Source organism: Malaciobacter halophilus (genome assembly GCF_002837275.1).
Lineage (GTDB): Bacteria > Campylobacterota > Campylobacteria > Campylobacterales > Arcobacteraceae > Malaciobacter > Malaciobacter halophilus.
The window spans coordinates 1-12,732 of sequence record NZ_NXIF01000040.1 but is presented as its reverse complement, the minus strand read 5'-3'; the positions used below and the strand labels follow the sequence as shown (position 1 = coordinate 12,732).

12 protein-coding genes are annotated in these 12,732 nt (G+C 25.0%); 11 read left to right on the top strand and 1 reads right to left on the bottom strand.

The features are described from left to right. The first annotated feature begins 77 nt into the window (after positions 1–77). The 11 genes from CP960_RS10565 to CP960_RS10515 all read left to right on the top strand — a co-directional run bounded on the left by CP960_RS10565 (position 78) and on the right by CP960_RS10515 (position 11,655). Positions 78–1,265 (top strand): NnrS family protein, encoded by a 1,188-nt coding sequence (locus tag CP960_RS10565; RefSeq protein ID WP_228152062.1) that lies wholly within the window; start codon positions 78–80, stop codon positions 1,263–1,265. 65 nt (positions 1,266–1,330) lie between these two features. Beyond that, positions 1,331–2,290, top strand: coding sequence for a protein-methionine-sulfoxide reductase catalytic subunit MsrP (msrP, locus tag CP960_RS10560; protein WP_101185430.1), 960 nt, complete (start codon positions 1,331–1,333; stop codon positions 2,288–2,290). Then, a complete protein-coding gene (locus CP960_RS10555) occupies positions 2,290–2,841 on the top strand; it encodes a protein-methionine-sulfoxide reductase heme-binding subunit MsrQ (protein WP_101185428.1) in 552 nt (183 codons plus the stop codon). Before msrP ends, CP960_RS10555 begins: the two co-directional genes overlap by 1 nt. Before the next feature lie 290 nt (positions 2,842–3,131). After that, positions 3,132–3,887, top strand: coding sequence for an SDR family NAD(P)-dependent oxidoreductase (locus CP960_RS10550; RefSeq protein ID WP_101185427.1), 756 nt, complete (start codon positions 3,132–3,134; stop codon positions 3,885–3,887). Further along, positions 3,884–4,321 (top strand): nuclear transport factor 2 family protein, encoded by a 438-nt coding sequence (locus CP960_RS10545; RefSeq protein WP_101185425.1) that lies wholly within the window; start codon positions 3,884–3,886, stop codon positions 4,319–4,321. Before CP960_RS10550 ends, CP960_RS10545 begins: the two co-directional genes overlap by 4 nt. Continuing rightward, positions 4,314–5,570: an MFS transporter gene (locus tag CP960_RS10540; RefSeq protein ID WP_101185424.1), complete on the top strand. Its 1,257-nt coding sequence runs from the start codon at positions 4,314–4,316 to the stop codon at positions 5,568–5,570. Before CP960_RS10545 ends, CP960_RS10540 begins: the two co-directional genes overlap by 8 nt. Positions 5,571–5,783: 213 nt before the next feature. After that, the gene (locus tag CP960_RS10535) at positions 5,784–7,019 is read left to right on the top strand and encodes an NAD(P)/FAD-dependent oxidoreductase (protein ID WP_101185422.1); all 1,236 of its coding nucleotides are present in this window, start codon (positions 5,784–5,786) and stop codon (positions 7,017–7,019) included. Further along, on the top strand, positions 7,016–7,762 hold the full coding sequence (locus CP960_RS10530) for a DUF1365 domain-containing protein (RefSeq protein ID WP_101185420.1): 747 nt from the start codon (positions 7,016–7,018) through the stop codon (positions 7,760–7,762). Before CP960_RS10535 ends, CP960_RS10530 begins: the two co-directional genes overlap by 4 nt. Next, the gene (locus CP960_RS10525) at positions 7,762–8,985 is read left to right on the top strand and encodes an SAM-dependent methyltransferase (protein WP_101185418.1); all 1,224 of its coding nucleotides are present in this window, start codon (positions 7,762–7,764) and stop codon (positions 8,983–8,985) included. The genes CP960_RS10530 and CP960_RS10525 overlap by 1 nt, the downstream gene beginning before the upstream one ends. Beyond that, complete coding sequence (locus tag CP960_RS10520) at positions 8,982–9,524, top strand: DUF3833 domain-containing protein (protein WP_101185416.1); 543 nt, start codon at positions 8,982–8,984, stop codon at positions 9,522–9,524. Before CP960_RS10525 ends, CP960_RS10520 begins: the two co-directional genes overlap by 4 nt. A gap of 79 nt (positions 9,525–9,603) precedes the next feature. Then, a complete protein-coding gene (locus tag CP960_RS10515; RefSeq protein WP_101185414.1) occupies positions 9,604–11,655 on the top strand; it encodes an ATP-dependent helicase in 2,052 nt (683 codons plus the stop codon). Here CP960_RS10515 and CP960_RS10510 read toward each other — a convergent pair. Continuing rightward, positions 11,652–12,732, bottom strand: a 1,081-nt coding sequence (locus CP960_RS10510; protein WP_119184491.1) for a GGDEF domain-containing protein, incomplete at its 5' end; no start/stop codon positions are given. The genes CP960_RS10515 and CP960_RS10510 overlap by 4 nt on opposite strands.

Here is a 12,732-nt window from a genome sequence, read left to right as displayed (position 1 = left end):
AATTTTTTTAATTAGTATTTGAGTTATAATTATTAAAAATTAAAAGAGAAGTTTAACTTCTCTTTTTAGGAGTAATTATGACTTGGTACAAAAACTTTTCTAGCCAGCCCCATCAACCCTTTTTTTCTAGTGGGATGGCTTTTTTTATTCTTTTTCTATTTTTGCTTTTTGGTGTTTATACTAATGAGTTATCACTAAATGATTCTATCTTAACTTATCATGCATATAGTATGATACATATTGTTTTTATACAGTTTTTCATTGGCTTTTTATATGTTGTATTTCCTAGATTTTTGGTACAAGCTCAAATAAAAGTTGAAAAATATATGAAACATTTTTATCTTTATTTTCTAAGTAGTATTGGATTTATTTTATCTTTAATTGTCCAAAATAGTTTTATTTTTATTTTTGTTTTTCTTCTTTTAGTTGCACAAATTTTATCTTTTAAAACCTTGTATGAAATCCATAAAAATAGTAAAGTTAAAAATAAATATGATACAAAATGGATACTAATTTGTTTTTTTATTGGTTTGTTATCTCATTTTTTGTTTTTTATTTCATTTTTTGATACATCAATATCTTTTTTACTAAAACAAGTAGCTGTTAATAGTGGATTTTATATATTTTTATTTGGTATAGTATTTGCAGTATCTCAAAGAATGGTACCTTTTTTTACACAAGTTAAAGTACCAGAATATAAAATTAGAAAAAGCTCTAAAATCATGGAAACTTTCTTTTTTTTAATGGTTTTTAAAGTTAGTTTTACAATTTTAGATGATTCGTTATTAACTCTTTTTATAGATACTTTATTTTTTATTTTTATTGTTAATGAATTAGTAAAATGGAGATTACCTATATTTAAAGTTAGTGCAATTATGTGGGTACTGTATATCTCACTATATTGGATTCCTGTTGGTTTTTTTATCTCTGTTTTAGAAAATAGTTTTAATCTTTTAAATATTAATTGTATTTTTGAAAAAGCCTCTTTACATAGTTTTGCATTAGGATATTTTACAACTATTTTAATAGGTTTTGGAACAAGGGTGGTTTTAGGTCATTCTAATAGAACAGTTTATGCAAATAATTTTACTATATTTTTATTCTTGTTTTTACAAATAGTTATAGTTTTAAGAGTATTTGCTTCTTTTACATTAAATAGTGGATTAAACTATATTTTTTGGATAAATATCTCTTCATTTTTTCTTCTTTTAATTTTGATTTTGTGGTCAAGTAGTTATTTAAAAATATTATTAAAAGGCAAATAAATACTACACATATTCTTAACAAATATGTTATAAACTAAAAAATAACACTTTTACAAGGATATGTGATGTATAAACTTACAAAAAAAGATTGGCAACTTAGTGAAAATGAAGTAACTTCAAAAGAGTTATTTGATAAAAGAAGAAACTTTTTAAAATTAGGAGCTGCAAGTTTAGTTGCAAGTGGTTCAGTAATGCAAGCTTTAGCTAAACAGAGTTTACCTATAAAAAATTTAAGTTTTAAAGAAGATAAAAATCCCAATAATTTAAAATTAAATAGTTATGAGCAAATAACTTCCCATAATAACTTTTATGAGTTTACAACTAATCAAAAAAGAGTAAAAGATTTAGCACACACTTTAAATACAAAAAATTGGACAATTGAAGTTGATGGTTTAGTTGAAAAACCTATGACTTTAGATTTTGATGATTTATTAAAAAAGTTTGCACTAGAAGAGAGAATTTATAGATTTAGATGTGTAGAAGGATGGTCTATGGTTGTTCCTTGGGTTGGTTTTGAATTATCTAAACTTATTAAGTATTTAAAGCCTTTATCAAGTGCAAAGTATATAAGATTTGAAACTTTATTTGATGATGATATGTTTCCTGACCAAAGAAATATGGTTTTTAAAGCAATAGACTATCCATATGTTGAAGGACTTAGAATGGATGAGGCTATGAATGAACTTACACTAATGGCTGTTGGGCTATATGGTTCTTCTATGCCAAAACAAAATGGAGCACCAATTAGACTTATTGTTCCTTGGAAGTATGGTTTTAAATCAATAAAATCAATTGCAAGAATCTCTTTTACAGATAAACAACCACTTAATACTTGGCAAAAAGAGAATCCAAAAGAGTATGGCTTTTATGCAAATGTTAATCCAAATGTTGATCACCCAAGATGGTCTCAAGCAAAAGAGAGAGTTTTAGGAAAGTTTTTTAAACAAGATACTTTAATGTTTAATGGATATGAAAAGCAAGTAGCTCATTTATATAAGGGTATGGACTTAACTAAGGAGTTCTAATGAAATATTTATTAGTTATATTTTTTTTAATACCTTTAATAGTTACTTCATATGAACTTTTTATTTTAGAAAATATAAATGACCCTATAAAGTATATATATACAGTTACAGGTGTTATTTCAACAGTTTTACTTTTTTTTACTATTTGTTTATCTATGATAAAAAAGTGGGTTAATCTAATAAAATTTAGAAAATTAATAGGAGTTTTTGGATTTTTTTATGCTTTTTTACACTTTTTGAATTTTATTGTATTAGATGCACAACTTGATATATCTTTTATAATAAAACAAACTATTGATAAACCTTTTATATATTTAGGAATGATAGCATTTTTTATTGTGTTATTTATGGCTATAACATCAACAAAAACACTATTTAAAAAATTTAATAACTATCATAAATTGATATATTTAGCTTTGATTTTAATTACTATTCATTTTGTAATGGCACAAAAATCATTAACTTTTATACAGTTTGTATATATTATAGTGATTTTAGCTATTGGTTATAGTAAACTTCTACAACAAATTATTAGAAGAAATAGAGTCTAACTATTTAGTTAACTATTTGTTAACTATTTGTTGAAGTTTAGTTAATACTATACTGTTATAATTTTCATAGAAATAAGCAAGAATACGGACTTACTTATTTTCCAGTAGAAATTAGACAGCGAATTAGAAGTTTTCCGACAACTAATTTTTTATGTTTCCTTGTGTGTAAAAAGGCCTTCTTTTGAAGGCCTTTTTTTTTGTCTTTTTTTTAATAAACTAACAAAAAAATGCTACTAAAAAACCTTATATGATTATACTATTGATTAAAGCTTTTAAATAAAGGACATAATATGTCTAAAAAAATCTGGATAATAGGAGCTAGTAGTGGAATAGGCTTAGAGCTTGTTAAAATCTGGCTTGAAAAAGGTTATAGCGTTATTGTAAGTGCAAGAAGTGCAACAAAATCAAAAGAGCTAATTAAGCTAATGATGAGATATACATATAAGCTTACTTTAGTAAATATGGATGTCAGTAGTGAAAGTTCTATAAAAGACTCTCTTGAAAAAATAAAATCCCAAGAGCATGAAATTGATATGCTTTTTTATAATGCAGCAGTTTATAATAGTTTTGATCTTGAAAACTGGAGTATAAAAGATTTTGAAGAGATGACAAATATTAATTATCTTGGAGCTATTAGAGTAATTGCTATATTAAAAGATTTTTTTAAAACTCAAAAAGCTTGTAAATGGATATTTAATTGTAGTTTATCAAGTGATTTTGGTTTACCTTATGGTGGAGCATATAGTGCTTCAAAAGCTGCATTGGTTAATGTCTTACAATCTTTATATCCCGAACTTGAAAAAATAAATATCAAATTACAAATAATTAATCATGGCTTTGTAAATACTAGACTTACTAAAAAAAATGATTTTGAGATGCCTCAACTTCTACAACCTTTTGATGCAGCAAAAATTATTGCTTTAGAAATAGAAAAAAATAAGAATTTTGAAATAAGGTTTCCTTTTAAATTAGGATTATTTTTAAAATTATTGAAAATATTACCTTATTTTATCTCTTTAGCTATTACAAAAAGGCTTTTAAAATGAGTACAAATAGTAATTTAGAAGCTTATTGCAAATTTTTTGAAAATCTAAATAAAGATAGTTTGTATGAAAATTATAACTATTTTTTTGATGAAAAATCTATTTTTCAAGACCCCTTTCAAAAAGTAGTAGGTGTTGATAAAATTTATGAAGTTTTTCAAGATATGTATGAAACTTTGTATGAACCAAAATTTATAATTTTAGATATGAGCTCAAGTAATAAGCAATCTTATATATATTGGAAGTTTACTTATAAAACTAAGAAAGATTCAAAAACTCAATTTTTTGATGGTATAAGTATTGTAAAATTTAATGAAAACTCAAAAGTAGAGTTTCATATTGATTATTGGGATGCTACAAGTAATATTTATGAGAATATACCAATTCTTGGAGCTATTTTAAGATTTATAAAAAAAAAGATAAGTATAGATGGCTAAACCTCTTTCAAAATTAAAACTTTTTTCTTACTCCTTATTTGCCATTCCTTTAGCAATTTTAGGTTTACCTTTATATATTTATTTACCAACTTTTTATGTAAAAGATGTTGGCATTGATATAGCTTTAGTTGGATTAGTTTTATTAATTGCAAGAATTATTGATATGTTTACAGATCCAATTATTGGAAGATTAAGTGATAAATACTTTAAAAGAGGTAGTTTTATTATATTTGGTACTATTCTTGTACTAATATCTTTTTATTTTTTAACACATCCAATAAAAGATGCAAATGCTTTTTATCTATTTATTTTTTCACTTCTTGTATATACAAGTTGGAGTTTTATTACTATTCCTTATTTTAGTTTAAGTGCAGAGATAAGTTATGATAAAAATCATAATAATTTACTTGCTTCAAGTAGAGAGTTTTTTACTATAATTGCTGTTATAATAGCGCTTTTTTTACCATACTATTTTAAAGTATCAAATGACGAAAAAGAGTCCTTATTACTCATGTGGAGTTTAGTTTTATACTTAATAATTCCTCTTTTACTTTTTTTAATTTATGGATTAAAAGATACTAAAAAAATAGATACAGATATTACAATAAAAGAGTCAATAAAATTTCTTCAAATTAATAGTTTTAGATTTAGAAAATTATTTGTTGCTTTTTTTATAAATAATACAGCAAATGCTATACCTGCAACACTATTTATTTTTTTTGTAACTCATGTATTAAAAGAGGAAAAATTTATAGGAGTTTTACTCTTGATATATTTTTTATCAGGAGTTTTAGCTTTACCTTTTTGGTACTATTTATCTAAAAAATATGGTAAGAAAAATATATGGTTATACTCAATGCTTTTAGCTTCAATGGCATTTTTATATGTACCTTTTTTATCTCAAGGGGATTTATATATTTTTATTATTATTTGTGTAGTTTCAGGTTTTAGTTTAGGTGCTGATATGTTTTTGCCATCATCTATTCAAGCAGATATAGCACAAGAGTTTACCAAGCATGACGCTCAGTTTACTGGAGTACTATTTAGTTTTTGGGCAATGCTTACTAAGCTATCATTAGCAACTGCTGTTGGGCTTACTTTTATTATATTAGGAGTTTTTGATTTTGATTCAAGTCCTGAATCTAAAACTTCACAATTTGTTTTATCTTTTTTATACTCTATACTTCCTGTTTTATTAAAATTTATTGCAATAATATTTCTTCTAAAATCAAAATATTTAAAATATTAACTGACTAATTATAAGTACAAAACAGCACTATTTTACAATAAAATATTTACATAGGAGAGAGAAATGTTTTATAAAATACTACTTTTTTTAACATTTTCTTTAAGTGCTTATGCTTTAAAGCCAGTAGAGTTTGTAAGTATAAAAAAGTTTAGAGCCTTATGTAGATTTAAATAGCTTAATATTTACAAAACAAGATAGTCAAGGAAGATACAAATGAAAATAGCAGTTATTGGTGCAGGAATAAGTGGTTTAGGAAGTGCATATTTACTTAGTAAAAAACATGATGTAGATTTGTATGAAAAAGAGGTAAGATTAGGTGGACATGCAAGGACAACATTTGTACATGAAGGTGAAAAAGAGTTTGGTATTGATACTGGCTTTTTAGTTTTTAATTATGAAACATACCCCTTGTTAACTAAACTATTTAAGCAACTTGGTGTAAAAGTTGAAAATAGCAATATGAGTTTTGGTTTTTGGGATAAAAAAACTGATGTAGCATATAATGCAGACTCATTAAGTGGAATGTTCTTTCAAAAAAAGAATATATTTTCGTATAATCACTATAAAATGATTATGGATATTTTAAAGTTTAATAAAAAAGCAAATAATGATTTAAAAATAGAACATAAGGATTTAAATAAAACTTTAGGAGAGTATTTAAAAGATTTCTCAGAAGTATTTAAACAAAGATATATCTTACCTATGGGCGCTGCTATTTGGTCAACACCTGATACTAAAATAAATGATTTTCCTGCAAGAACATTTCTTCAGTTTTTTAAAAACCATGGCTTACTTGGTGTAAATACTCATCATCAGTGGTTAACTGTTAGTAATGGTTCAATAAATTATGTAAAAAAAATAGCACAATATATTTCTGGAAAAATCGTAGTAAATAGTGATATTGTTAAAATAAAAAGAGAAAAACAAAAAGTAGTTTTACAAAATAGTCATAATGAGTGTTTTATCTATGATAAAGTGATTTTTGCGTGTCATGCTCCTGATGTATTAAAGCTTTTAGAAGATGCTACACAAGAGGAGAAAGAGATTTTATCTTGTTTTTCTTATAAACAAAATAATGCAATATTACATACAGATACAAATGCTTTATATCCAAATAAAAAAGCTTATGCTTCATGGAACTATACAAATAATGAAGATAGAACAAGTGTTAGTTTATCTTATTGGATAAATAAATTACAAAATTTAAAAACTCAAAAAAACTACTTTGTAACATTAAATGAAACATATGAGTTTAAAAAGTATATAGAAAAAATTACTTATGAACACCCACAATTTGATAAAGAAGCAATAAATGCTCAAGAAAAAAGAGAACTTATAAATGGTAAAAATAATACATATTTTGCAGGAGCATATTGGAGATATGGTTTTCATGAAGATGGACTATTTAGTGCAAATACAATTGCAAAAGAGTTTGGATGTGAATTATGAGTCATCAATTTTTAGAAGGTAAAATATATCATAAAAGATTTGAGCCTAAACAACATCAGTTTACATATGGTTTTTATCTCTTAGATATTGATTTAGATGATTTTAAAAGTTTACAAAATCAAAAATATTTTTCTATAAATAGTTTAAATCTATTTTCATTTTATGCAAAAGACCATTTTGGCAAGAGTGAAGATTTTATACAAAATGTAGAAGAGTTATTAAATAAATTTGATATAGAAAAAAAAGATATTTCTTTAAGGTTTATTACACTTCCTCGTATTTTTAACTTTGTATTTAATCCTATTAGTCTTCTTTTAGTTATAAAAAATAATAAGCCTATTTATATGTTAGCAGAAGTTAATAACTATAATGGAGGAAAAACTATATATGATTTAAAGTTAAAAGAGCAAAAAAATAGTAAGTATAAAGCAACTATCACAAAAAATATGTATGTATCTCCTTTTTTTAATAAAGATGGTACATATTTTTTTACATTAACTTTTAAGCCCCAACTTTTAAGTTTGAAAATTGATTATCATGAGAAAAACAATAAAAGCCTTACAGCTATTTTTAGTGGTAAACCAATAACGTTTAGTAGTAAAAATATCTTGAAACTATTTTTTAAATATTGGTTTTTAACAACTTTCGTAGTTACAAGAACATTTTGGCAAGCTATAAAACTTTATAAAAAGAGTTTAAAGTGGCATAGTCCTACAAAGCAAGATAAAATAAGGAGATTTTGATGAAAAAGTTTTGGGAGAAGTTTGGATATAAGTTTTTATCAAAAATAGAAAAAGGTACATTAGAAGTTATCTTTACAAATGGTAAAAAAGAGATATTTGGAGATAATACTAATCCAAAAGCAACTCTTCATATTTTTAATAATAATTTTTTCAAAAGAGTATTATTATATGGAGATATAGGTTTTGCAGAAAGTTATATGGATGAAGAGTTTGAGACAAATAATCTTACAAATTTAATTTCACTTGCTTTGTTGAACTCTAATGCTCTTGGTACTTTAAGTAGTGATGAAAGAAATAATAAGCTTATTAATCTATTTCCTCAATTTAATAGATTTAAACATATTCTTAGAAAAAATTCAAAAACAAACTCAAAAAAAAATATCTCACAACATTATGATTTATCAAATGATTTTTTCAAACTTTTTTTAGATAAAACTATGATGTATTCAAGTGCAGTTTTTGATAATAAAGATGAAGATTTATTTGAAGCACAAAAAAGAAAAATTACATTATTAGCAAATAAATTAAGAGTAAAGGAAAACTCTCATGTTCTAGAAATAGGTTCAGGTTGGGGGTCTATGGCTATACATCTTGCTAAAGAAAAAGCTTGTAAGGTTACAACTGTAACTTTAAGTAAAGAACAAAAAGCTATGTGTCTTAAAAGATTTAAAGAAGAAAAAATTGAAGAAGCAATAGAGATTTTGCTTAAAGATTATAGAGATTTGAAAGGGAAGTATGATGCAATTATTGCTGTTGAGATGTTTGAAGCAGTAGGAAAAGAGTATTTTGATGTTTTTTTTAAAAAGTGCCAAGAACTACTAAAACCAAATGGTGTTTTAGCAATGCAAGTAATTACAATGCCAGATTGTAGATATGAACAGTATTGTAAAAGTACAGATTTTATTCAAAAGTATATTTTCCCAGGTGGACATCTTCCTAGCGTAGGAAAGATTTTAGATGTAACTTCAAAAAGTACAAGATTAAATCTTTTGCATATGGAAGAGTTTACAGAAGATTATGCAAAAACTTTAAATATTTGGCATGAAAAGTTTACAAATAGTTTAGATGAAGTTAAAAAGTTAGGTTTTGATAATTATTTTATAAGAATGTGGAAAATGTATTTAAACTATTGCGAAGCTGCTTTTATAACAAGAAATATAAATCTTGTTCAATTAGTATTTTCAAGAGACCAAAATATATATTTAAACAAAGGATTAGTATGAATTTAAAAATATTTTATACACTAGGATTTTGCTTTTTTTTAGGAGGTTGTGGTTCTATGAAAATTAGTGATTTTGACAATACTACTCCAAAATTTATTCCAGAAGAGTATTTTAATGGAAAGTTAACTGCATATGGTTTAGTGAAAAATAGAAGTGGAGAAATAATAAGAACATTTAAAGGCGATTTAGTTGGAAGTTGGGATGAGAATAATATAGGAACTTTAAATGAAAAGTTTATTTATAATGATGGGGAAAAACAAACAAGAGTTTGGACATTAAAATCAACTTCAAATGGGAAATATATAGGTACAGCAGGAGATATTGTAGGTAAAGCTTCAATGATAGCAAATGGAAATACTGTAATGATTGATTATACAATGCAAGTTCCTTATAATGGTAGTACTATAAATATTGATGTAAAGGATTGGTTACATTTACAAGAAGATGGTGTAATTATAAATCACTCTAAAATGAAAAAGTTTGGAATTACAGTTGGAGAACTTGTAATTACTATTATTAAGGATTTTCCTAAGAACTAATTGATTGAAATAAATGCAAAGTATTTTTATGCTAATATTCGAAAATGATTAAACTTACACATAAAAATGAATTCAACTAATGCCTTTATCAAATCTAAACAAAGAACAACTAGAAGCTGCAACTTGTGACTCTGGATATAACTTAATTATTGCAAGTGCAGGGACAGGTAAAACATCTACTATTGTTGGAAGAATTGCAAATCTAATCAATAGTGGAGTTAAACCAGATGAAATTTTACTATTAACTTTTACAAATAAAGCAGCAGCTGAGATGGTTCAAAGAGTTGCAAAGTTTTTTGGAAAAGAGATTGCTACAAAAATTATGGCAGGAACTTTTCATTCAGTATCTTACAAATTACTTAGAAAACTAGAAATAAATATTACATTAAAGCAACCAAATGAGTTAAAAACTCTATTTAAATCTTTATATGAAAAAAGAGTATTTTATAATAGAGATGATGAAGCAAATCCTTATGATGGTGGATATTTATATGATTTATACTCACTGTTTTTAAATTCAAATGATGGAGAAGAGTTTGGACAATGGATAATTTCCAAAAATGCTGCACATGAGCTTTATACACCAATTTATGAAGATGTAGTTTTAGAATTTGATGATTTAAAGAAAAAATATGGATATGTTAATTTTGATGATTTATTAGTATTAATGTTAAATACTTTAAAAGAAACAGAGTTTGAATTTAAAGAGATATTAGTAGATGAGTATCAAGATACAAATCCTTTACAAGGAAGATTGCTTGATGCTTTTAAACCAAAATCTTTATTTTGTGTAGGAGATTATGACCAAAGTATTTATGCTTTTAATGGCTCTGATATTGGAATTATTTCAACTTTTTCTACAAGATATAAAGGTGCAAATGTATATACTTTAAGAAAAAATTACCGCTCTTCAAGACCAATACTAGATTTGGCAACTAGGGTTATTGAACATAATGAAAGAATTTATGAAAAAAACCTTGAAGTGATGAGAAATGATGTAGATATTAAACCAAAACTTTTAGCTTTTAATGAACTTTTTGGGCAGTATGAATATATCTCAAAACTAATATCTCAAAGTAATACTGCACATAATGAGATTGCAATTATTTTTAGAAATAATTCAAGTGCAGATGGAATAGAAGTTAACTTAAGAGAGTTTAATATTCCTGCTAAAAGAAAAGGAGGAATGTCTTTTTTTGATGCAATGGAAGTTAAGTTTATTCTTGATATTTTGATGATGCAAATATCTCATAATGACATGATGGCTTTTATTCATGTAATAGAGTATGGAAAAGGTATTGGAAAAGCAATTGCAAAAGATATTTTTGATGCTTTAGTAAAGTTAGGTCATGGAAGACTTTTTGATGGTCTATTTAATCCTGATGAAAAGATTAAAAACCCTTATGAATCAAATAAAGTTAAAAATATACAATTAGGTCTTTTTGATGATTTTATAGAGCTTGGAAGTTTAGCTAAATTTAAAGATTGTGGTTTTGAAGAGAGGTTTTTGTCTAATCCAATTTTAAAGCATCCAAAGCTAAGTGTAGAAGGAGCTACTTATTTATATGACTTTTATAAATTAATAAAAGAGTTAAGAAGAGTAAAGACTCCAAGTTCTCAAATTGAGCATATTGTAAGAAGTCCTCTTTTTAACAGAATTAAAGAGATTTTATCTACAAAAAGAGCAACACAAAAAGATGGTTCTATTAATTTAGAACTAAAAAATAACTCTATTTCAAAAATAAATAGAAAAGCTGTTTTATTAAGAAGATTATCAACACATTACACTGATCTTTCAAAATTTATAAATTCGATGGTTCTAGGCGGAAGTGAGATGAGTGAAGGTGATGGAGTAAATCTATTATCTGTACATGCAAGTAAAGGTTTAGAGTTTAAAGAGGTCTATGTAATTGATTTAATGGATGGAAGATTTCCAAATAGAAAATTGATGAGTAAAGGTGGAAGTTTAGAAGAAGAGAGACGCCTTTTTTATGTAGCAGTTACAAGAGCAAAAGATGTTTTGTATTTAAGCTTTGCTAAATATGATAGAATCAAAAAAATTGATTTTGTAAACTCACCATTTTTAAAAGAAGCAGGATTAATTAGAAATGAGACAAAAACAGACTCTTAAATAAGATTTAATCTACTTCTTACTCTATTTTTTCCTGAATTTTTTGCACTATAAAGATGAGTATCAGCTTTTTGAAGCATTTCATCTATACTTGAGCAGTTTTTAATATCGCTTACTCCAAAACTTGCAGTAATATGAATATTTTCATTTTTTGTTACTAATTCTATTTTTTCTATATTTTTTCTGATTCTATTTGCAATCTTTATGGCTTCATTTAGTTTTGTATGTTCTAAAACAATTGCAAACTCTTCTCCACCTAATCTTCCAAAAATTGTATCTTCTTTAATACATTGTTTAACACATTTACTAAAAGATATTAAAACTCTATCTCCTAAGTCATGACCAAATGAATCATTTAATCTTTTAAAGTTATCAATATCTATCATAATAACACAAAGTGTGTTTAATTCTTTGTTTGTGGTATTAAAAGCATTTTTTGCATGCATAAAGAAGTGTCTTCTATTCATTGTTTTTGTTAAAAAGTCAGTATGTGCTAAGTCATAAAGTTTTAAATTTACTTTTTCTAACTCTTTTAAAGCTGAACTAATTTGTAAGGTTCTTTCTTCAACTCTGTTTTCAAGTTCACTATTGTGTTCTTTAACTGTTTTTTGATAAAGATAAGTAATATAAAATAGTAAAATTAAAAATATTGTTAAAAATATACAAAAAAGAGTCATAATCTCTTTTGCTTCTTTTACAAAAAGTGTAGAATTTTGAAGCTCTAATGAGAATAAAAATTTATTTTTTAGACCATAAAAAGATATTTTTGTTGTTATAAATGTTGTTGTAACACTACTTTTTAAAAAAATTTTTTCAAAACTTTTTGAAGTTAGTTTCTCTTTTTCATAAAGATGTTCATTTATAAGTTTTATATTTGAAAAATTTAAAACTAAATTTTTAAACTCCTCTTTTTGTATCTGTTTTATTGTGTAAAATGAATAGTTTTTATCTATTTTACTTTTATTTATAAAGAAAAGCTGAGTATTAATTTGTTTTATTGTATTAAAAGAGTTTATATTTTTATGCAGATGTAAAATTTCATTTTTTATAACATTTATATTTTTGATTTTATGGGTG

What these genes read in the sequence shown, in the direction of transcription:
- msrP (WP_101185430.1), top strand. Translation starts at nt 1,331, where the DNA reads ATGTATAAACTTACAAAAAAAGATTGGCAACTTAGTGAAAATGAAGTA.
- CP960_RS10565 (WP_228152062.1), top strand. Translation starts at nt 78, where the DNA reads ATGACTTGGTACAAAAACTTTTCTAGCCAGCCCCATCAACCCTTTTTT.
- CP960_RS10555 (WP_101185428.1), top strand. Translation starts at nt 2,290, where the DNA reads ATGAAATATTTATTAGTTATATTTTTTTTAATACCTTTAATAGTTACT.
- CP960_RS10540 (WP_101185424.1), top strand. Translation starts at nt 4,314, where the DNA reads ATGGCTAAACCTCTTTCAAAATTAAAACTTTTTTCTTACTCCTTATTT.
- CP960_RS10520 (WP_101185416.1), top strand. Translation starts at nt 8,982, where the DNA reads ATGAATTTAAAAATATTTTATACACTAGGATTTTGCTTTTTTTTAGGA.
- CP960_RS10515 (WP_101185414.1), top strand. Translation starts at nt 9,604, where the DNA reads ATGCCTTTATCAAATCTAAACAAAGAACAACTAGAAGCTGCAACTTGT.
- CP960_RS10545 (WP_101185425.1), top strand. Translation starts at nt 3,884, where the DNA reads ATGAGTACAAATAGTAATTTAGAAGCTTATTGCAAATTTTTTGAAAAT.
- CP960_RS10530 (WP_101185420.1), top strand. Translation starts at nt 7,016, where the DNA reads ATGAGTCATCAATTTTTAGAAGGTAAAATATATCATAAAAGATTTGAG.
- CP960_RS10535 (WP_101185422.1), top strand. Translation starts at nt 5,784, where the DNA reads ATGAAAATAGCAGTTATTGGTGCAGGAATAAGTGGTTTAGGAAGTGCA.
- CP960_RS10550 (WP_101185427.1), top strand. Translation starts at nt 3,132, where the DNA reads ATGTCTAAAAAAATCTGGATAATAGGAGCTAGTAGTGGAATAGGCTTA.
- CP960_RS10525 (WP_101185418.1), top strand. Translation starts at nt 7,762, where the DNA reads ATGAAAAAGTTTTGGGAGAAGTTTGGATATAAGTTTTTATCAAAAATA.